The sequence below is a fragment of the Actinomadura alba genome, assembly GCF_014323705.1.
GTDB classification, from domain to species: Bacteria; Actinomycetota; Actinomycetes; order Streptosporangiales; family Streptosporangiaceae; genus Actinomadura_C; species Actinomadura_C alba.
Genome location: NZ_JABVEC010000010.1, coordinates 215673 through 235663, shown reverse-complemented (window position 1 = coordinate 235663; position 19991 = coordinate 215673). Strand labels below are relative to the sequence as shown.

Below are 19991 nucleotides of genomic sequence, written 5' to 3'. Positions count from 1 at the left end.
CCGTGTGGGACTCACCGGCGAGCGGCGAAGGCCAGGCCCGCGCCCGAGGCGATCACCGTCGCCAGGACGACGAACACCACGATCGTCCCGAGTGGATGGCGCTTGCGACGTGGGGACGCCATCGCCCGGGGCGATGGCTCCCGATATGCCCGCGTGCTGGAGGACGGGGTGGGCTGGCGGGTCGTCGCCGAGGGCGTGGGCTCGGGGGTGGCCGGCAGGGCCGAGGGCGGCCGGGTCGCCACCGGCGCAGCGGGGACCTGCGGCGCCGGGCGTGGCGACGGCGGTCGCGGCGTGACCGAGCCCGGTGGCCGGGTGGGGCTGGGCTTGGGCGGATCCGGTTTCGGGGGATCGTCAGCGCTGCGGCACGCCCCGATGACCAGCCGGAGGCGTACGAGTACTCGAACGTCCAGGTCGACGCAGAGACCGAGCACCGGGCCGCCGACCGGCGCGGGCGCCACCGCGGTGGTGGGGTGCGCCGTGGTGCCGGCCAGTGCGGGTGCGGCGACTCCGAGACCTGAGGCCGTGGCCGTGAGCAGCACGGCCTTCCGAACGGCACGCACGATCAGCCACCTCCGGAGATTCGCTGGAACTCCTGCAGCGCCGCGGTGAACGCGTCCGGCTCGATCGCCAGGCCCCCGGTGAACGGGTGCGAGATGTTGAACGCCAGGTAGACGCCGACGCCGAGCATTGCCGCCATCGCCAGCAGCGGCGCGATCTCCATGCCGCGCGGCCGCGCACCCGCGAGGAACGGAAAGAGGACGACGCCCAGCCCCGTCAGCACGGTCAGGGCGAGCAGGCCGGCCGGCGGTCTCGCCCTGGCGTCCGCCGCTCGCTGGTGACGGGCCGTCGACAGGTTGCGGATCTCCGCGAGTACGTCGGCGCGAGTGTCTCGGGCGTCGTCAGTGGTCACGCGCAGCCCCATGACGAGCGTGCGCGAACACCAGCGATGCCAGGATCACCACGGCGACCGCCGCGGCTGCGGCGAGGATGCAGACCAGCATGACCGACTCCACAACTTCGTCAACAGAAAGCCTGTGTTCCATCCGCCTGAACGCCGCTATATGAGTACCAGAAACGAGAGCGGCGAAAGTGGCCGTTAGTGGCCGCGGATCAGCGGGTTGAAGATCCGATAGAGGGTTATCAGTGGTACCAGGCCAAGATCAGCCGACGCTGGAGATAAATGCCGCCAAGCCGAACTCGATCTATCCTGGCGAGCCCTATCGAACCGAGCCCACCAGGCATCGGAGTAAACCAGAAGATCGCAGAAATGCCCGCACGGCGGTGGCACGTTCGGGAATTCGACACAACCGGGCCAGGTATCCGTACGGGTCCCGGCGAACCGGATCGGCGGTCACCGACGTACGGTTCCAGCCGACGCATCGGAAGAGCCACACAAATCCGTCGCTCTCCGATAAGGCGGGGAAACGCCCACTTTCAACACCAAAGCAATTACGCGGCCGACCGGGTCCGCCGTCCGCGAGCTGATCGCGGGCCATGCGCGCCTCGATGTCCGGCCACCGGACGGCGGGCGCCGGGCGGGCGAGCGGCAGCGCGCGGGCGGCGGCGGGTTGCGCGGAGTCTCTCGGGGGGCGAGCGGCGCCAGGATGGAAGGGCGGCGGTTCTCCGGCTCAGGGGTTCTGCACGCTCAGGCTGGTCATGGCCGGATTCTGGATCGTGGTGGCCCGGGTGTCGCCCCAGAAGAAGTGGAAGCCGCTTTGGCGTGCGACCCTTTCCGTGAGCATCTTAGGCGGCCCACTGAAGCCCACGAAGCGTCGTTTGACGACCACCCTCTGTGAGATCCGGCAGTTCTTCACACGCTTGCACAGCCCATATTGGAAAGTGACCGCTCCGCCTTTGTTGTTCGATGAATTGTGCTGCGCGCCTATGTTCTTGGTCGGGCTGTTGGCGGTGACAGAGTTACCCCGCCCGGAGACCTGCGATTCATTCTCAAAGGAATCATTGTCCGGGTTTTTTGCCACGATATTTCGTGCAATGGCGATCTCTGGAGCCGTCGTCGCCTCCGCTGTACCCTGCGTCAAAACGCCGCCGCCCATGACGGCAGCCGAGCACACGACGAAGCCGAAGCGACCGGTAAGGCTGATCTCACCCATGATCCCGCCCTTTTCGCATAGAAGATCACATGCCTATGCCCGCCGAGGGGACCGGCAAAACAATTGCCGGCCTCGACAGCCCCATCCGCACCGTACAGCAGTGATATGAGATTTCCTACCCTCGCGTGCCCCTACGATCGCTGTACCGACAAATAGGGCAAAAAGAATTACCACATCTTTGCCCCCCGGCCGGCCGGGAAAGGCGACGGCGGGGATTCCGCCATTCCCCGTTTCGTCAGCCGGCGACGCGGGTGGCCGCGGCCGGCACCGCGTCCGGGCGCAGCTGGCCGCCGTGCTCGGTCCGGACCAGCCGTAGATACTCCTCGGTCTCCCGATCGACGTCCCCGGCGTCCCAGCCGAGGATCGGGGCGATCAGCTCGGCGACGTGGCGCGCGGCGGCCGCTCCGTTGTCCCGCTCCTCCATCGAGATCCGCATCCGGCGGGACATGACGTCCCCGAGGTGCAGGGCACCCTCGTGCGAGACGGCGTAGACGGCTTCAACTCGGAGATAGTCCTGTGCACCCGGGATGGCCTCGCCGAGGCGAGGATCGGCCGCGATGAGGGCGAGCAGCTCGCCGACGCACGATCCATGGCGGTTCAGCAGGTGCTCGACGCGGGCGATGTGCAGCCCGGACTTCTCCGCGAGCCGCCTGCGCTCGTTCCAGAGCACCTCGAACCCTTCGGCACCGAGCAGGGGCAGGCGGGCGGTGACCGACTCGGGGACCTGACCGTTCATGCCGCTCGCCGCCGCGTCGACGGCGTCCTGTGCCATCACGCGGTAGGTCGTGTACTTCCCGCCGGCCACCATGACCAGTCCCGGTACGGGCTCCACGACGGTGTGCTCGCGTGAGAGCCGCGAGGTGTCGTCCGACTCGCCGGAGAGCAGCGGACGCAGGCCCGCGTAGACGCCGTCGATGTCCTCGTAACCCAGCGGCGTGCGCAGCACCGCGTTGACCCGTTCGAGCAGATAGTCGATGTCGGCGCGGTCGGCCACGGGATTCTCCCCCGAGTCCCACGCGGTGTCGGTGGTGCCGACGATCCAGTGCCGTCCCCACGGGATGACGAACAGCACGCTCTTCTCGGTGCGCAGGATGAGCCCGGTGTCCAGGAAGATCCGGTCACGGGGCACCAGGAAATGAACCCCCTTGGACGCCTGCACGGTAAACGTGCTGCGGATCCCGGCCATCTCTCCGCTGCCGTCGGTCCACACGCCGGTCGCGTTGATCACCTGTTGCGCCCGGACCGGGATCTCGCGGCCGGTCTCCAGGTCGCGTACGCATGCGCCGGTCACCCGGAGCCCCTCGCGCAGGAAACGGGTCACCTCGGTCCGCGTCGCCACGCACGCCCCGTACTGCGCGGCCGTCCGCGCGACCGTCAGCGTGAAGCGAGCGTCGTCGGTCTGGGCGTCGTAGTACTGGATCGCGCCCACGAGTGCGTCCGAGCGCAGCCCGGGCGCCTCGCGCAGAGCGGCCCGCCGGCTCAGCTGCCGCTGCCTCGGGAGCGTGCGCGCGCCACCCATCGTCTCGTAGATGCCCACGCCCGCACCGATGTAGAACCGCTCCCAGAGCCTCTTCCGGAGCGGGATCAAGAACGGGACGGGACGGACCAGATGAGGAGCGAGCCGGGTCAGCAGCAGGCTCCGCTCCCGGAGCGCCTCGCGAACGAGCCGGAAGTCGCGCTGTTCGAGATAGCGCAGCCCACCATGGATGAGCTTGCTGGACCTGCTGGAGGTACCGGCGGCCCAATCCCGCGCCTCGACCAGCGCGACCGACAGTCCGCGCGAGACCGCGTCGAGGGCGGCGCCCGTACCGACGATGCCGCCGCCGACGACGAGCACGTCGAACTCGGTCTCGGCCATGGTCCGCAGTGCGGTGTCCCGATACCGCGGGTCCAGTGGTGTGGATGTCACGACCAGGCTCCTCGTGGTGAGCTCGTTGTACGGGAGGCCCCTGCGGGGCCGGCGGACGAGTCCGGTCGGCCCCGCGGGGCGTGAGCCGGTGCTCAGTCGACGTCGACCCAGCCGAGCGTGCGGTCGACGGCCTTCTTCCAGCCCGCGTAGCCGCGCTCGCGCTGCCGGTCGTCCCACTGGGACTCCCAGCGCTTGTCCTCGTTCCAGTTGCGCTTCAGCTCGTCGGTGGACTTCCAGAAGCCGACGGCGAGGCCGGCGGCGTAGGCGGCGCCGAGAGCGGTGGTCTCCGCCACGACGGGCTTGGACACCGGGACGCCGAGGATGTCCGACTGCATCTGCATGCAGAGTTCATTCGCGGTGATGCCGCCGTCCACCCGCAGCACGTCGAGGACGACACCGGAGTCCTGCTGCATCGCCTCGACGACGTCGCGCGTCTGGTAGCAGATGGACTCCAGGGTCGCCCGCGCCAGGTGGGCGTTGGTGTTGAAACGCGAGAGGCCCACGATCGCCCCGCGCGCGTCCGAACGCCAGTACGGGGCGAACAGCCCCGAGAAGGCCGGTACGAAGTAGACACCGCCGTTGTCGTCGACCTGACGGGCGAGCGACTCGCTCTGAGCGGCTCCGGAGATGATGCCCAGCTGGTCGCGCAGCCACTGCACGGCCGAGCCGGTGACCGCGATCGAGCCTTCGAGTGCGTAGACGGGCTTGGCGTCACCGAACTGGTAGCAGACGGTGGTGAGCAGGCCGTTGCTGGACCGGACCAGCTCGTTGCCGGTGTTGAGCAGCAGGAAGTTGCCGGTGCCGTAGGTGTTCTTGGCCTGCCCCGCCTCGAAGCAGACCTGCCCGACCGTCGCGGCCTGCTGGTCGCCCAGGGCGGCGGTGAGGAGGATCTCTCCGCCCAGCGGCCCCGCGGCGCGGGTCGTACCGTAGCCCGCGGGATCCGAGGACGGTTTGATCTGCGGCAGCATCTGACGCGGGATGTTGAAGAACGACAACAGCTCGTCGTCCCAGTCCAGCGTCTCCAGGTCCATCAGCATGGTGCGGCTGGCGTTGGTCGGGTCGGTGACGTGCACGCCGCCGTCGGTTCCGCCGGTGAGGTTCCAGATCAGCCAGCTGTCGGTGTTGCCGAAGATCGCGTCGCCGGCCTCGGCGGCCTCCCGTACTCCGTCGACGTTCTCCAGGATCCACTGGATCTTGCCGCCGGAGAAGTAGGTCGCCGGAGGGAGGCCGGCCTTGCGCCGGATGACGTCGCCCTTCCCTTCCCGGTCGAGCGCCGACGCGATGCGGTCGGTACGGGTGTCCTGCCAGACGATCGCGTTGTAGTAGGGCCGGCCGGTGCGCCGGTTCCACACGACGGCCGTCTCGCGCTGGTTGGTGATGCCCACCGCGGCGAGGTCGGCGGCGGACAGGTCGGCCTTGTTCAGGGCCGTCGTGATCACCGATCGGGTGCGCTCCCAGATCTCGGTCGGGTCGTGCTCGACCCAGCCGGGGTTGGGAAGGATCTGCTCGTGCTCGAGCTGGTGCCGCGCGACCTCGTTACCGCCGTGGTCGAAGATCATGAAGCGGGAGCTCGTCGTTCCCTGGTCGACCGCTCCGACGAAGTCAGCCATGAAGAGTTTCTCCTTTTGGGGTGCTCTGGTGGGGCGGTGGTCGTTCAGGCCGCCTCGACCTCGGTCCGCTTCGGCGCCGGATCGGGCTCGGGCGACTCCGCGGCGGGAAGGAACCGGCCGATCAGCAGCTTGTACAGGGCCACGCCCAGCACACCGCCGATGAGCGGGCCGATGATGGGCACCCAGAAGTAGAGATCACCGTACTGATCCCGCCAGGCCCCGCCGTATCCGGTGATGAAGGAGGCCAGCCTGGGGCCGAAGTCACGGGCCGGGTTGATCGCGTAGCCCGCGTCGGTCCCCCAGGCCATGCCGATGGCCACCACGACGAGACCGATCATGAACGGCGCCAGGTTCGCGAGCGGCGTGGAGTTGCGCAGGTCGGTGAGGGCGAGGACCAGGAACAGCAGGATGGCGGTGCCGATGATCTGGTCGCGGAACGCGCCCATGGTGTGCACGGGCAGGGTGCCGTTGCCGGGGAGGGTCGAGAAGACGCCCTGGGTCTTGATGGTGTGACCGGGATCGACCTTGGCCAGGACCTCGGTGTAGTTCCAGCGGACGATGAGGGCGGCGATGAAGGCGCCCGCCGTCTGGGCCAGCACGAAGGGCGCGACCTTGCGCCACTCGAAATCCTTGAAGACCGCGAGCGCGAACGTCACGGCGGGGTTGAGGTGGGCGCCGCTGATCCGTGCGGCGACGTAGATGCCCAGCGTGACCCCGAGACCCCAGGCCCAGGCGATGCTGTCGTGGTCGCCGATGCCGCCGGCCGCGACCTGCGCGACGACACCGACGCCGAAGAGGATGAGGATCAACGTTCCGGCGAACTCGGCCGCCATTTCGCCGGCCAGCCCTGGACTCTTTCTCGGTTCCGCCATGTGCACTCCTCGCCAATGCGATGGGGGTGGGGGCGCGGTCGCCCGTCGCGTGGTCCGATCGCGCCGGTTGCGGTTGGAGGCAGATCACGATCAAGCATGTGAGGTGTCTTCTCACGGCTGGGTGGAGGGTAAGTCGCCGCCGAACAGGGGTCAACGGACATGTGTCGACATTGTCGAACACTTTGCCCGCGCATGGCCGGACAGTACCCTCCGAAATATGATCCAGACCACGAGAACTGGCTGGTCTTTCGCAGCAGATGCGGATATATCGACTTCTGTCGACATTGCCGACAACGTTTCAGTCGATCCACTTTTTGCCACGGTACGATCAGGCCGTGCCAGGACCGGTGCAATCGATCGAGCGAGCCGCCGCGATCCTGCGCCTGCTCGCCCGCAGTTCCGGTCGGCTCGGTGTGGGGGAGGTCGCGAGTTCACTGGGCCTGGCGCGTGGCACCGCCCACGGCATCCTGCGCACTCTCGAGCGGGTCGGTTTCGTCGAGCAGGACGAGCCGACGGGCAAGTACCAGCTGGGCGCCGCCCTGCTCCATCTCGGCACCAGCTATCTCGACGTCAACGAACTCCGGTCGCGTGCGATCAACTGGGCCGACGCGCTGGCGGCGCGCAGCGGTGAGGCGGTGCGCATCGGGACGCTGCTCGACGGCAAGGTCCTCGTGGTCCACCACGTGTTCCGCCCCGACGACACCCTCCAGGCCATGGACATCGGCTCGCTGCTGCCGCCGCACGCCACCGCGCTGGGCAAGGTCCTGCTGGCCCACGACGCCAACGCCGCGTCGTACCTTCAGGGCGCCGAACTCGAAGCGTTCTCCCGCCGCACCATCACCAACCCGAGAGAGCTCGGACGAGCACTCGCCCGCGTGCGCGACCTCGGCTGGGCCACCGAGATCGAGGAGATGTCCATTGGTGAAGCCGCGATCGCCGCACCGATCCGGGGCTACGGCGGGCTGGTCGTCGGCGCCATCGGCGTGTCGGGAGCCGTCGAGCGGCTCTGCGACACCAAGGGGACGCCCGACCTCGAACTCGTCGGTTACGTGCGCAACGCGGCCCGCGCGGTCTCCAGGGACCTTGGCGCCTCCCGCTGGTGACGACCGGCCCACCCGGCGTCGCGGGCAGGTGGGCGCCTCATGACCGAGCGCTATGTGATGTCGATCGACCAGGGGACCACCTCGACTCGCTGCATCCTGTTCGACCATCGGGGACACCTCGTCTCGGTCGCGCAGCGCGAGCACAAGCAGCATTTTCCCAAGCCCGGATGGGTCGAGCACGACGCCGTCGAGATCTGGCGCAATCTCGAGCGGATCGCGCCCGAGGCCCTCGCCCAGGCGGGCGCCACTCCGGCCCAGGTGGCCGCCGTCGGCATCGCCAACCAGCGCGAGACCACAGTCCTTTGGGACCGCCGCACCGGGACGCCGATCGGCCGGGCGATCGTGTGGCAGGACACGCGCACCGACTCGCTGATCGAGGAGATGGCGCGAGCGGACGACGCCGGCATCGTCGCCGAGCGCAGCGGCCTGCCACTGGCGACCTACTTCTCCGCCCCGCGGATCCGCTGGCTGCTCGACCACGACCCCGGCCTGCGCGAACGCGCCGAGCGCGGCGAGGTGCTCTTCGGCACCATGGAGAGCTGGCTGATCTGGAACCTCACCGGCGGCCTCGACGGCGGTGTCCATGTGACCGACGTGACCAACGCCAGCCGGACCCTGCTGATGGACCTCAACTCGCTGGCGTGGGACGACGACCTTCTCGCCTTCTTCGGGATCCCGCGCGCGATGATGCCGGAGATCCGGTCATCGACCGAGACCTACGGCGTCGCCCGCCGGGTGATCCCCGGCGTGCACATCGGCGCCGCGCTCGGTGACCAGCAGGCGGCGCTGTTCGGGCAGACCTGCTTCGCGCCGGGCGAGGCGAAGTGCACCTACGGCACCGGCGGCTTCCTGCTCATGAACACCGGGAACGAGCCGGTGCGCTCCTCGAACGGGCTGCTGACCACCGTCGGCTACAAGATCGCGGGCGAACCCGCCGTCTACGCCCTCGAGGGATCCATCGCCATCACCGGCGCCCTGGTCCAGTGGTTCCGTGACGGGCTCGGGCTGATCAGCAGCGCACCCGAGATCGAGACCTTGGCCCGCACCGTCGAGGACAACGGCGGCTGTTACATCGTCCCGGCCTTCTCCGGCCTGTTCGCACCGCACTGGCGCAGTGAGGCGCGCGGCGTCATCGTCGGTCTGACCTCGTACATCACCAAAGGTCACCTGGCGCGGGCGGTGCTCGAGGCGACCGGCTGGCAGACCCGCGAGGTCGTGGACGCGATGAACCGCGACTCCGGCCTCAGCCTGAAGGAGCTCAACGTCGACGGCGGTATGACGGCCGATCACCTGCTCATGCAGCTCGTCGCCGACGTGCTCAACGTGCCCGTCGTACGGCCCATGGTGATCGAGACGGTCTCGCTCGGCGCGGCCTACGCCGCGGGACTGGCCGTCGGCTACTGGGCGGATCTGGAAGGGCTCCGGCGCAACTGGCACCGCGCGGCCCGATGGGTGCCCAGCATGGACCCGCAGCGGCGCGCCACCGAATACGACAATTGGCAGCGCGCGGTCGAGCGCACCTTCGACTGGATCAAACCGGGCAACCACTGACCCATTCCGCCATGGGCCCATCCAGCAATCTCCGCTTACCAGGTAAAGCGCCCCGAGCGACGTCGCTCGGGGCGCTTCGCCTGCGTTATTTGATTGGTGTGTTCTGCCGATTTCTAGGCATTCACCACGGCTCGTTCCACGCCGATTCACTCTGGTTCGGGGAATCGGCGAGCAGCCCCCGCCAGGCCTTCTCGGTATTGGAAACGCGGGCCGCACCGGGCCGGCGGGCCTGGACTCGCTGGGCGGCCTGGCTCCGGTGACTCTGAGCGTGCTTGGCGCGGCGCGCGGCGCCCCGCGGCGCGGTCTCGCGCGTACGGCCCTGGATGCCCGGGTTGGGCGCGGCCTTCGGCCGGCGGTTCTGCTGGTTCGCCTTCGACGCTCCCTGTGCGGCGGGCTGAGCCTGCGGGTTCTCGCTGGATTCCGGCTGGTCACCGGGCCCCTGCTGGGAGGCCGGCCTGGCGCTGGGCGCCTGCTGGGCGGCGGGCCCGGCGCTGGGCGCCTGCGCGGCGGCACTCGGTCCCTGCGGTGCTGCGGCACTGGGCGCTTCCTGTCCGGCAGGTCCCGGCTTAGCGGCCTGGCCACCCGGTGCCGGCTGAGCGGCCGGGGCGGGCGGCTGCGGAGCCGCAGGGGCCGGCTCGGGCTTCCCGGAGGCCTCGAGTGCCTTCTGTGCCAGGGCGTCCCTTCCGATGGCCCGCATGTCCTCGGCGTCGGGGTCGTCGGTCGGCACCCTTCGCCCGTCGGCCCGGTCACCGCCGGCCTTCCGGCTACTGGCGCCGCTGGCGCTGCCGGCGCTCGTTGCCGGGTCCGGGACGTCGGTGGCCACGGGGGTCGCCGTGTCGCCCCGCGGATCGAGCCCCGCGTTCGCGCTCACCGACAGCGACACGACACCTCCGGCCAAAGCAGCCGAAGCTGCGGCGAGAGCAAGGCTGCGCGTGTAGTTGATCTTGCTCATAGAGTTTTCTCTTTTCATATTGAGAATCGTCCCTTCGGTGCCTCTGCCATTACCGGCCACTTCGGTGCATGCAACTCCGTCCAGGCCAGATAGCAAGGATGTCGGCTGGCATACCCCTCGACCTAGGGTTGATAGCGACGCCGATAACACAAGCGGAGATAATTACCGTCTCTTTATGTTTGAGACGTCCCGATGACATCACAAACAAGGATGGTCGGCATCGCCATAAGCACGAAATCCGCATCGCACCGAAAAACGCACTCCAGACGACATAGCGGGGAATTGCTTCAGGTCGGGGCGACGCAGGTGACACCGCCGATGACCTATCTGACAGAATCGACGGCAATGTATCGACTCCTCTTCACCCTGCTCATCGCGCGGATTCCAGCCGAGACCGTCCATCGCCTCACGATGACGGGCCTCCGGCTGATCGGCGCGGTGCCCGGTCTCGCCGCGCTCGTCCGTCGCCGGCTCGGCCCACGGGATCCCGCGCTCACGGTCACGGCGCTTGGCCTCACCTTCCCCGGTCCGCTCGGTCTGGCGGCCGGCTTCGACAAGGACGCGGAGGCCTGCGAGGCGCTGGCGGGCTTCGGCTTCGGCTTCGTCGAGGTCGGCACCGTCACCGCGCGGGCTCAGCCGGGCAATCCCAGGCCACGGCTCTTCCGGCTCCCCGCCGACCGGGCGATCGTCAACCGGATGGGGTTCAACAACCACGGGGCCGAGGCCGCCGAACGGCGGCTCCGCCGCCGGAAGAGCAGGGTCATCGTCGGGGTCAACATCGGCAAGACCAAGGTGGTGCCGGAGGAGGAAGCCGTCGGCGACTACGTGGAGAGCACCGAGCGGCTCGCGCCCGTCGCCGACTATCTGGTCGTCAACGTCAGTTCGCCCAACACGCCGGGGCTACGGAACCTTCAGGCAGTGGAGCGCCTCAGGCCGCTGCTGACGGCCGTGCGCGAGGCCGCGGATCGGACGTGCGACCGCAGGGTTCCGCTGCTCGTCAAGATCGCACCTGATCTGTCCGACGCGGACATCGACGCGATCGCCGACCTCGCGCTCGACATCGGGCTGGACGGCATCATCGCCACCAACACCACCATCGGCCGCAGCGGGCTGGTCAGCGAGGACCGGCTGGTCCAGGAGACCGGAGGGCTGTCGGGGGCACCGCTCAGGGAACGCTCCCTGGAGGTGCTGCGGCGCCTGCGGCGGCGGGTCGGCGGCCGCCTCGTACTCATCTCGGTCGGCGGCATCGAGACTGCGGACGACGCCTGGGAGCGGATCCTCGCCGGCGCCACGCTCGTCCAGGGCTACACAGCACTCATCTACCGGGGCCCGCTCTGGCCGTATGAGGTCCACAAGGGACTCGCCGCACGCCTCCGCGAGAGCGGCCACGCCACCATCACCGACGCGGCGGGTGCCGCCGGCAGCTAAGGCACCGACACTGTCGATCAAGGATCCGGGCACCCACTCCCCGCGTACCCCGATCCTTGATCGTCACGAGTTCCGGGGGTCACTCAGCGGCGAATTCGAAGAATCCATCCGCGATCAGTTCCGGCAGCACTGCCAAAGCGTGGGCCCGCACGTCGTCCTCCGGCAGCCCCAAGAGCTCGGCGATCGCGTCGAGCAACGGCTCCAGCGGCAGCGACCCGTCGCAGACGCCCGCGAGGGCCGCCTCGACCGTCCCCACCCCGGCGGCGCGGCGCAGCCCGCGCGTCTGCCGGAGCACGATCCGCTCGGGATCCCCGGCTCCCGGTGGCCCGATCTGTTCTTGCGCGACCCCGGCTGCGGTACGCAGGCGGCCTGTGGAAAACCTCCGTCCGTCGACCATCCCGTCAAAGATCTTTTCCACATACGCGCCGACCGGCTGCTCGACCCCCTGCCGCAACTCCTCGATCCGTACGGTCGTGCCGCCCTTGCGCAGAGAGATCCAGCCGAAGCCGATACCCGTGACGTCCTCGCGCTCGAAGTGAGCCAGCCACGTGTCGTAGCGGCGGCGGTACTCCGGGGTGCCGGTCTCGCAGGAGTCGCGCAACCACAGTTCGGCGTATTCGGCGGGGTCCTGGACGTCACGCTGCACGACCCACGCGTCACACCCGGTCGCCGTGAGCCACTCGCCGACCCGCTCCTCCCACGGCCGTCCACCGACGTGCAGCCAGTTGGCGAGCAGGTGGCACCAACCGCCGTCCACCAGGTGGGACGGTGCTTCGGCCACCAGCCGCCGGCCGACCTCATCGCCGGGCAGACCGGCCTCACGGTAGGAGAAACGGCCGTCCGGAGAGATCACGAAAGGGGGGTTGGAAACGATCAGGTCGAAGGTCCGATCGGGCACCGGCTCGAACAGCGACCCCTTCAGCAACTCGACGTCGCGCAGTCCGGAGAGCGTGAAGCCGATCTGAGCGAGTGCGAGCGCGCGGGGGTTCACATCGGTCGCACAGATCTTCCCGGCCCGGCCGGCCAAGTGCAGAGCCTGCACACCCGAGCCGGTTCCGAGGTCGAGCATGTTTTCCACAGGCCTGTGGACGACCAGCTGTGCCAGATTGGCCGACGCGCCTCCCGCGCCCACCACGTGGTCGAGCCGCAGCGGCACGTCGCCGCCGGGCCGGACCTTGAGGTCAGAGACGACATGACCGATTCCGGACCCACCGCTGACCGACTCCAACGGCTCGATGTGCACGGTCGCGCGGACCTCACCGGCCGACCGCTCGGCCAGGCCCGCGGCGACCAGGTCATCGGTGAGAGATCCGTACTCGGGCGTCGCGACCTGCAACCAGAACAGCCTGATGATCGCCTCGAGCGGCGACCCGCCACCAGTGGCCCTCAGTGCGGGAACGATCTCATCGCGCGCCAGGGCGCCGCCGGCCACGGGTCCGAGTAGCTCCCGAGCTGCGGCCACCGTGTATCCGGCCTGGTGAAAATGGTCGCGCACACGACCCAGGGCATCGATCACCCGCCCATCCTCCCAACCCCCTCCGGTCGCCTTACCCGGGCGGGGCAGGCGTCGGAACGGATTGATGGCGCTTGGATCAGGTGAGGTAGTCGGTGAGGCCGTCCGCGAGGGCCTCGGCGATGCGCTGGCGGAACTTGGGGTCGGACAGCTTGGCGGCGTCACCGGGGTCCTGCATGTTGCCGCACTCGATGAAGACCTTCGGCCGCGTGGACAGGTTCAGCCCGCCGAGATCGTCCCGTGCGTCGATGGCCTTCTTGCCGCGGTAGTTGGAGTAGGGGATGCCCGTCCCCTCGCGGTAGGCGTCGCGAAGCGCGAGGCCGAGCTTGTGGGAGTCGGGCACGATCTTGTCGTTGTAACCCTTGACCGCCTTGGGCTCGATGATGTGGAAGCCCCGATCGCCCTTGGGCGCGCCGTCGGCGTGCACCGACAGCGCGGCGTCCGCCTTGTTGCGATTGCCGATGGCCGCGCGCTCGGTGACGCAGGGACCCACACCGGTGTCACTACTGCGCGTGAGCACGACCTTGGCGCCCTGGGCCTTCAAGATCTTGGCGACCCGGTTGGAGACGTCCCATGTGAAGGCGTGCTCGGCGTAGCCGCGTGTGGTCTCGGTGCCGGTGGTGTCGCATGCCTTGCGCTCCGTGATCACGTTGACCAGCTTGTTCACCTCGGAGGCATGCGTGGCATTGCCGCCGTTGTGTCCGGGATCGATGACGATGACCTTGCCGGCGAGAGACCTCCGGGGAAGGCCGTCGGCCGGCCCTTCGGCGGACGCCGCCGGGCCGCCGCCGGTCGACGCGGCGGCCGCGTCGCCCGAGCCGACCGATGAGCCGACAGGCGAGCCGGACGCGAACCCACATGCGGCGAGGGCGGGCAGGAATGCGATCAGCACGGCTGCCGCCAGGGGTCTCTGACGCCGGATCCTCAAGAAACGCAGCCCTTCGTAATATGGCCGTTACCAACCCTGCAAGTCTGCACACGGGTGGCCATACGTCAAATCACTGCACGAAAAAGGCATGATCAAGTGGCCGCCGCCTCTTGGGGATCATGGCGGCGGCCACGCCATCGATCAGACCGATCGAACGGTGTCGTCCGCGCCCAGCAGGGCCGCGAGGGCCCGCGCCTCATCCGCGTCGAGGCCCAGGACCACGCGGGGTCGCCCCCATGGGTGATCGATCGAATGGGCCACGTAGCTGGCCACGGACTCCGCCAGTTGCTCGGTCAGTCCATGCGCGTGGCGCCACTCCGACCACGCGCGCTCCAATTCACTCGCCGCGCGCTGAGCGCACGACACCATCTCCGGACCACGCACGATTTACCCCCTGGGTGGACATGATCCTTGCGCCGACCGGCCGAACGGCTGGTTCAGTGGACCATTAACCCCCCACGGGTCCCCCGCGGCCCGGTGATTGCGCCAGGCTTGGCGAGCCCGATACCCGGCCGGCGAGACGATCGACCTCGGCTCGACCGGATCCGGTTCAAAGCCTCAAAGAGCTCGCGCCGGACCAGTGGTGGCACGCACCACGAGGTGAGGCACGACGAGCGTCTGGCGTGGTTCCCGGCCCGGATCCTCGATCCGGGCGCAGAGCAGTTCCGCGGCGACCCGGCCCATGTCGCGCCGGGGCTGGTCGACGCTGGTCAGCGAGATGTGCCTGATCGCCGCGAGGTGGGTGTTGTCGTAACCGATGATCGATACGTCTTCGGGGACGCGGAGTTCCAGCTCGTCGGCGGCCGAGAGCGCACCCGTGGCGACGAGATCGTTCGGTGCGAAGATCGCTGTCGGCCGGCGTTCCCCGGACAGCAGGACCCGCGCCGCGCGGTAACCACCCTCCTCGGTGAAGTCACCCGTCTCGACGATGACCTCGCCGGACAGGCCATGCCGGGCCATCGCGGCCTCGTAGCCCGCACGGCGGTAACGGGCCGTGGTCGAGCGCGCGCCCTCGATATGGGCGATTCGCCGGTGACCATGCTCGACCAGGTGGTCCACGGCCAGGCTGGCGCCGAGTTCGTCGTCGTCGACGACGATGTCGACTCCCTCGACGTCTCGTTCGCCGACCACCACGACCGGGACGCTGGCGGCCGCCTCCTTGAGCGAATCCGGAACCACGCTGAGCAGGACGAGGCCGTCGACCCGCATCTCCAGGAAGGCCTCGACCGCCTCTGCCTCGAAGAGCGGATCCCAGCGGCCACTGCCGACCAGCATGCGGAGGTTCTCGCCGTGCAACGTCTCCTGAAGCCCGTCGAGGAACTCCGCGAAGAAGGGGTTGTGCAGATCGGCCACCAGCGCGCCGATGAGCCGGGTGCGGCCCTCGACCAGGCTTCGGGCCACGGCGTTGGGCCGGTAGCCGAGCTCGCGGGCGGCCTTCAGGACCGCCTTCCGGCGGCGCTCACTGACATGTGGCGATCCCCGCATCACCAGCGACACCAGGGACTTCGACACCCCGGCGCGGTCGGCCACGTTCCGGATCGTCGGTTTCGGCGTCGACGGCCCCGCCACGATGTCCGGTCTGACGGGGGCAGGTGGCGTGTCTTCACGATCTGGACCCGGGACTGTGCCTTCACCAACTGACATGGCGCTCCTGTCGAGAGGCTGCAGGACGTGCCGCCTAAGGGAGAAGATGCCATGATGCCCCGTTCTTGCCCCAAACCGGCGCAACAGCGGTTAACGGCCAGTCCGGCAAGCGAGTTCGGGCCTGTACCTTCCGATTCGCCCGGTCGCTCGCCCATCCGCCGCCCTCGGATACCCTTCGCAGCGTGGCAGATCGGACAGTGACCGATAAGGGGCAGGCCGGTCATCGAACCGTCCCCGTGACGCGCGGGCCGGGGGGCGGACGGGGCAGACGCCGGCTCAGTGTCGCCGAGCGGCGGGACGAGCTGATCGAAGCCTCGTTGCAGCTGTTCAGTCACCGGTCGCCGGAGAACGTGTCCATCGACGATGTCGCGGTGGCGGCCGGGGCGTCGCGGGCACTCGTCTATCACTACTTCGGCGGCAAGCAGGAGCTGTACATCGCCGCGCTCAGAAGCGCGGCCGGGCAACTCTCGGACCTGCTCGAGCCACCGACGGAGGGCCGGCCGATCGACCGGCTGCGCATCTCTCTGAGCCGTTATTTCGACTTCGTCGAAGACCACGCGGCGGGCTACACCACGCTGCTACGGGGCGGCCCGGCGAACCGGTCCGACGAGGTCGGCGAGATCATCGATGGGGTCCGGCAGCTGCTGCTCGACCGGATTCTGCTCGCGCTCGGCGGCGACGACCCCGGCCCGATCCTCCGCATCACGCTGCGTTGCTGGATGGCGCTGGTCGAGACGGCCGCTCTGGACTGGCTGGAGCGGCGCGATGTGCCCCGCGCACAGCTGGAACGGCTGCTCGTGGATCAGTACGTGGTGCTGCTGCATGTCGCAGGACGGCACGATCCGGCGCTCGCCGCGCTGTTCGAGCAGGTGGCACACGAAGACCCCGGCTGAGAACCTGATCCCGGCTGAGAACCTGATCCCGGGCGAAGACTTGATCAGGGCTGAAGATCCCTGATCCGGCCGAGGATCTCATCGGCCGCCGGGCCCCCCGCGCCCGACGGGTCGAAAGCACCAAGTCACGAGTCTCGTCCGCGCCGTCTTGGCGACGGCACGGACGAGACGACCGTGTGAGCCCAGGCCCGACCCTGCGGCCGTGACCCTGAACCCTGTGGCTTGACGCCCCCCAAAACTCGGTGTGAGCTCCGCAAGCCCCGCCCGCTCGCCCGCGGTCGAGATCCGACCGTGGACGGTGCATCAGGCGAGGCGTTGACGGATTACTCCGAACGCTGCTGCGGGATACCCGCCAGCAGCGCCCGCACCTCAGCCTCGCGGTAGCGCCGGTGTCCCCCCAGGGTGCGGATGGACGTCAACTTGCCGGCTTTCGCCCACCGCGTGACGGTCTTGGGGTCGACGCGGAACATCGTCGCCACCTCTGCCGGAGTCAGCAGGGGCTCGGCCTCTGGCGTACGTGCTGACATGTGTGCGGCCTCTCCTCCATGGACCGATGACAGCGATCCTGCGATTGATCCTCGCGCGGTTCCCGATGTCCCCTATGGCCCGAAAGAGCCACTATGACATCACAAGGTGTAACCATGCCACCACTCAACGCAACAAGCAAGTCCCTGGCTGTAACTGCGTGTTTCGCGATGGCTGAATCACGCTGCGTGATTCTAGCGACACGTATGGTCGCATCGCGCGCAGATTCGGGAAGTTTGTTCAGTTCGCGGCCTCGAGGGCGCGCACGAAACGCCACCTGGTGAGCAGACGCCGGTACATCGCCAGGGTGAGCTCGACCTTGCCCTGCTCCAGCCCGGCGAGCGCCACTGACGCCTCGGCGACCGACTGGTCCGTACTGAGCGCCTGGTCATCGAAGAGCTGCACCAGTCCGCCGTAGTCGAGCTCGACCAAGGCCTCCGCATGGAACTCCGCCAGCCACCAGCCCACCGTCTGGACCTCGCTCCAGGCCCGGTCCTCGCCGAGGCCGCTCCGGACGACGGCGACCGCACGCTCCACCCTGCGCCTGGCCTCGGCCATGGATGTCACGTAAACGAGTGTGCGCACTGGTGCCGGAGTGACCGGACTGTCACCTTCATGAACACGTCCGCCACCGGCTGCGTGATCGTCGGTCTTCGGCCCCGAGGTCAGCACGAGCCAGCGCTCAGCAGGGACGAACGGGACGAACCAAGCGATCGGGATGTGCCAGGTGCTCGACAGGATGTGCGGCCGTACAGTGCGGCTCTGGCGCTTCCACCGTTCGAACTCGCCGGTGACCTGGTCGGCGAGCGGGGCCGGGACGAAGGCGTCCGCCACCGCGGCCGGCAGGCTGTCCCGAAACCTCGTGAAGGCCACCCAGGACCGCAGGCGGGTCTGCCAGGGGCTGACGTAGGTCATCCCCCCGGACCGCCGGACGTAGGCGTCCCGGCTCTCCTGCCCCGGGACCACCACCGGAGGTGCGGCCAGCAGGCGCCTCAGCGCTTGGGCGTGCTCGACCTGGAGGGCGGTCGCCCTGCGCGGCCGGTCCCTCGAGTCCGCGTACTGCGCCCACGCGGACCGCTCCGGTTCCGCAAACGCGGTCAGCGGCTCGTATACCCGTAGGTACGCGGCGTAAGGCAACACGTTCGCATGGTGACATGCGACTGACCGGACTGACATGAGGTCGGCACCGCCGAGATGCCCGTGTTACCTGGGACGGGCGGGGAAATCTCACCAGATCAGCGTGGCCATGTCCCTGTCCTGGTCAACGGCCCTAGGCTTGGCCCGAGACTGAGAGGAGTCACTACCGTGACCAATGTCTTCGGGTCGCCTCACAAAGGCACAGGACCCCGGCATGAACAGGTCGTCTTCTGCCAGGACGAGGCGACCGGGCTGCGCGCGATCATCGCGATCTACTCCACCGCGCTGGGTCCCGCACTCGGCGGAACCCGTTTCTATCCCTACGACTCCGAGGACGCCGCGCTCGCCGACGTCCTCAACCTCTCCCGTGCCATGGCGTACAAGAACGCGCTGGCCGGGCTCGACCTCGGCGGCGGCAAGGCCGTGATCATCGGGGATCCGGCGACCGACAAGTCGGAGGCCCTGCTGCGGGCGTACGGACGGTTCGTCCAGTCGCTGAACGGCCGGTACTACACCGCCTGCGATGTCGGCACCTACAGCGAGGACATGGACGTCATCGCCCGGGAGTGCTCCTTCGTGACGGGCCGGACGATCGCGCACGGCGGGGCGGGTGACTCCTCGATCCTGACCGCGTTCGGCGTCTTCCAGGGCATGCGCGCGTCCGCCGAGGCCGCCTGGGGCGAGCCGACGCTCCGCGGCCGCCGGGTCGGCGTCGAGGGCATCGGCAAGGTGGGCCACCGCCTCGTGGAGCACCTGCTAGAGGACGGCGCGGACGTCGTGATCTGTGACGTCAACGACACCGCGGTCGAGCGGATGCGCGCCAAGCACCCCGAGGTGGCGGTCGTCGCCGACCGTGACGCGCTGATCGCCGCCGACATCGACGTCTACGCTCCCTGCGCGCTCGGCGGCTCCCTCGACGACCGGATGGCGTCGGCCCTGGGCGCCAAGATCGTGTGCGGCGGGGCCAACAACCAGCTCGCCCACGTCGGCATCGAGAAGCAGCTGGCCGACCGCGGGATCCTCTACGCCCCCGACTACGTCGTCAATTCCGGCGGCGTGATCCAGGTGGCGGACGAGATCGAGGGCTTCGACTTCGACCGCGCCAAGGCACGCGCCACCGGGATCTTCGAGACCACCCGGCGGATCTTCGCCATGGCCGCCGCCGAGGGCGTTCCGCCGGCCGCCGCGGCCGACAGGCTCGCCGAGCAGAGGATGTCCGAGGTGGGGCGGTTGCGCGGCCTCTGGCTGGGCAGCTGATCGCGGGTGGGCAACGCCTCGAAGTAGTGGATACAATCGGGTTCTCCGCTGCGAGCGAAGCGCCACCGTGCAGACGGCGTACCGAGCCAGACGCAAAACGGGTACGGTTGTATCCGGAACTGACGTACGGCTCGGTAGACGTCAGTTCACGTAGCGTACGCGAGCGTTGATGGGGTCATGAAGCCCTGACCATCGAGGGGGTCGAGCCAATGGGGCGCGGCCGAGCCAAGGCCAAGCAGGTGAAGGTTGCACGCCAGCTGAAGTACAACAGCGGCGGCACGGATCTCGACCGCCTTAAGGAGGAGCTGGGAGTCGCTGAGTCACCCAATGACCCCTATGACGACTCCTATGACGAAGTGGCCGATAAGTACTCCGACTACTCGGACGAGTACGGCAGCGAGGACGACCGCAAAGACGGTACGTCCGGTCGTTAGCCCGTCCGCCTGATCGCCGCCGCCCTGGCCGTGAGGCCAGGGCTGTGGCGTTTCTGCGCCCGTACGGGCGCTCGGCGACGTTCGCGGCCACCGTCGAGCACGATCCGGCAGTGACGGTCCGGCG

Annotated in this window: 19 protein-coding genes; 6 read left to right on the top strand and 13 right to left on the bottom strand. The window is 68.7% G+C overall.

Annotation, left to right across the window (positions count from 1 at the left end; genetic code table 11):
- Nucleotides 1–11: 11 nt before the first annotated feature.
- The 6 genes from HKK74_RS15975 to HKK74_RS15950 all read right to left on the bottom strand — a co-directional run bounded on the left by HKK74_RS15975 (nucleotide 12) and on the right by HKK74_RS15950 (nucleotide 6502).
- Nucleotides 12–560: a hypothetical protein gene (locus tag HKK74_RS15975; RefSeq protein ID WP_187243988.1), complete on the bottom strand. Its 549-nt coding sequence runs from the start codon at nucleotides 558–560 to the stop codon at nucleotides 12–14.
- A gap of 2 nt (nucleotides 561–562) precedes the next feature.
- Complete coding sequence (locus HKK74_RS15970) at nucleotides 563–910, bottom strand: bestrophin-like domain (protein WP_187243987.1); 348 nt, start codon at nucleotides 908–910, stop codon at nucleotides 563–565.
- 718 nt (nucleotides 911–1628) lie between these two features.
- Entirely contained in the window at nucleotides 1629–2111 is a 483-nt protein-coding gene (locus HKK74_RS15965; protein WP_187243986.1) for a hypothetical protein, read from the bottom strand.
- Between the two features lie 235 nt (nucleotides 2112–2346).
- A complete protein-coding gene (locus HKK74_RS15960; RefSeq protein ID WP_376771530.1) occupies nucleotides 2347–4020 on the bottom strand; it encodes a glycerol-3-phosphate dehydrogenase/oxidase in 1674 nt (557 codons plus the stop codon).
- Nucleotides 4021–4112: 92 nt separating this feature from the next.
- A complete protein-coding gene (gene glpK / locus HKK74_RS15955; protein ID WP_187243985.1) occupies nucleotides 4113–5630 on the bottom strand; it encodes a glycerol kinase GlpK in 1518 nt (505 codons plus the stop codon).
- 44 nt (nucleotides 5631–5674) lie between these two features.
- Nucleotides 5675–6502: an MIP/aquaporin family protein gene (locus HKK74_RS15950; RefSeq protein ID WP_187243984.1), complete on the bottom strand. Its 828-nt coding sequence runs from the start codon at nucleotides 6500–6502 to the stop codon at nucleotides 5675–5677.
- Nucleotides 6503–6837: 335 nt separating this feature from the next.
- On the opposite strand from HKK74_RS15950, the gene HKK74_RS15945 reads away from it, so the two are divergent.
- Nucleotides 6838–7605, top strand: a complete 768-nt coding sequence (locus HKK74_RS15945; RefSeq protein WP_187243983.1) for an IclR family transcriptional regulator — start codon at nucleotides 6838–6840, stop codon at nucleotides 7603–7605.
- Nucleotides 7606–7644: 39 nt separating this feature from the next.
- Nucleotides 7645–9156 carry a glycerol kinase GlpK gene (glpK, locus tag HKK74_RS15940; protein WP_187243982.1) on the top strand — a complete coding sequence of 504 codons (1512 nt, stop codon included), beginning with the start codon at nucleotides 7645–7647 and terminating at the stop codon, nucleotides 9154–9156.
- Between the two features lie 121 nt (nucleotides 9157–9277).
- Here glpK (HKK74_RS15940) and HKK74_RS15935 read toward each other — a convergent pair whose 3' ends face one another.
- Nucleotides 9278–10108: a hypothetical protein gene (locus tag HKK74_RS15935; RefSeq protein ID WP_187243981.1), complete on the bottom strand. Its 831-nt coding sequence runs from the start codon at nucleotides 10106–10108 to the stop codon at nucleotides 9278–9280.
- Nucleotides 10109–10453: 345 nt separating this feature from the next.
- Here HKK74_RS15935 and HKK74_RS15930 point away from each other — a divergent pair, with 345 nt between their 5' ends.
- A complete protein-coding gene (locus tag HKK74_RS15930) occupies nucleotides 10454–11536 on the top strand; it encodes a quinone-dependent dihydroorotate dehydrogenase (RefSeq protein ID WP_187243980.1) in 1083 nt (360 codons plus the stop codon).
- Nucleotides 11537–11615: 79 nt separating this feature from the next.
- On the opposite strand, the gene HKK74_RS15925 is transcribed toward HKK74_RS15930, so the two are convergent.
- The 4 genes from HKK74_RS15925 to HKK74_RS15910 form a co-directional block, all read right to left on the bottom strand.
- Nucleotides 11616–13052, bottom strand: coding sequence for a DUF7059 domain-containing protein (locus HKK74_RS15925; RefSeq protein ID WP_187243979.1), 1437 nt, complete (start codon nucleotides 13050–13052; stop codon nucleotides 11616–11618).
- A 76-nt stretch (nucleotides 13053–13128) separates the two neighbouring features.
- A complete protein-coding gene (locus HKK74_RS15920; RefSeq protein WP_312881520.1) occupies nucleotides 13129–13941 on the bottom strand; it encodes an N-acetylmuramoyl-L-alanine amidase in 813 nt (270 codons plus the stop codon).
- 177 nt (nucleotides 13942–14118) lie between these two features.
- Nucleotides 14119–14361 carry a hypothetical protein gene (locus HKK74_RS15915; protein WP_312881519.1) on the bottom strand — a complete coding sequence of 81 codons (243 nt, stop codon included), beginning with the start codon at nucleotides 14359–14361 and terminating at the stop codon, nucleotides 14119–14121.
- 174 nt (nucleotides 14362–14535) lie between these two features.
- On the bottom strand, nucleotides 14536–15507 hold the full coding sequence (locus tag HKK74_RS15910) for a LacI family DNA-binding transcriptional regulator (protein WP_312881518.1): 972 nt from the start codon (nucleotides 15505–15507) through the stop codon (nucleotides 14536–14538).
- Nucleotides 15508–15803: 296 nt separating this feature from the next.
- Between HKK74_RS15910 and HKK74_RS15905 the strand changes: the two genes are divergently transcribed.
- On the top strand, nucleotides 15804–16514 hold the full coding sequence (locus HKK74_RS15905) for a TetR/AcrR family transcriptional regulator (protein WP_312881517.1): 711 nt from the start codon (nucleotides 15804–15806) through the stop codon (nucleotides 16512–16514).
- Between the two features lie 323 nt (nucleotides 16515–16837).
- Here HKK74_RS15905 and bldC read toward each other — a convergent pair whose 3' ends face one another.
- Nucleotides 16838–17041: a developmental transcriptional regulator BldC gene (gene bldC / locus HKK74_RS15900; RefSeq protein ID WP_012850682.1), complete on the bottom strand. Its 204-nt coding sequence runs from the start codon at nucleotides 17039–17041 to the stop codon at nucleotides 16838–16840.
- Nucleotides 17042–17279: 238 nt separating this feature from the next.
- The gene (locus HKK74_RS15895) at nucleotides 17280–18179 is read right to left on the bottom strand and encodes a DUF8083 family protein (RefSeq protein ID WP_187243977.1); all 900 of its coding nucleotides are present in this window, start codon (nucleotides 18177–18179) and stop codon (nucleotides 17280–17282) included.
- Between the two features lie 165 nt (nucleotides 18180–18344).
- Between HKK74_RS15895 and HKK74_RS15890 the strand changes: the two genes are divergently transcribed.
- Nucleotides 18345–19433 (top strand): Glu/Leu/Phe/Val family dehydrogenase, encoded by a 1089-nt coding sequence (locus tag HKK74_RS15890; protein ID WP_312881515.1) that lies wholly within the window; start codon nucleotides 18345–18347, stop codon nucleotides 19431–19433.
- 209 nt (nucleotides 19434–19642) lie between these two features.
- Nucleotides 19643–19867, top strand: coding sequence for a DUF3073 domain-containing protein (locus HKK74_RS15885; protein WP_187233212.1), 225 nt, complete (start codon nucleotides 19643–19645; stop codon nucleotides 19865–19867).
- Nucleotides 19868–19991 lie beyond the last annotated feature (124 nt).

Excerpts from the sequence above, each read along its gene's own strand:
- HKK74_RS15965 (WP_187243986.1), bottom strand. The coding sequence starts at position 2,111 with ATGGGTGAGATCAGCCTTACCGGTCGCTTCGGCTTCGTCGTGTGCTCG.
- glpK (WP_187243985.1), bottom strand. The coding sequence starts at position 5,630 with ATGGCTGACTTCGTCGGAGCGGTCGACCAGGGAACGACGAGCTCCCGC.
- HKK74_RS15950 (WP_187243984.1), bottom strand. The coding sequence starts at position 6,502 with ATGGCGGAACCGAGAAAGAGTCCAGGGCTGGCCGGCGAAATGGCGGCC.
- glpK (WP_187243982.1), top strand. The coding sequence starts at position 7,645 with ATGACCGAGCGCTATGTGATGTCGATCGACCAGGGGACCACCTCGACT.
- HKK74_RS15935 (WP_187243981.1), bottom strand. The coding sequence starts at position 10,108 with ATGAGCAAGATCAACTACACGCGCAGCCTTGCTCTCGCCGCAGCTTCG.
- HKK74_RS15930 (WP_187243980.1), top strand. The coding sequence starts at position 10,454 with ATGTATCGACTCCTCTTCACCCTGCTCATCGCGCGGATTCCAGCCGAG.
- bldC (WP_012850682.1), bottom strand. The coding sequence starts at position 17,041 with ATGTCAGCACGTACGCCAGAGGCCGAGCCCCTGCTGACTCCGGCAGAG.
- HKK74_RS15885 (WP_187233212.1), top strand. The coding sequence starts at position 19,643 with ATGGGGCGCGGCCGAGCCAAGGCCAAGCAGGTGAAGGTTGCACGCCAG.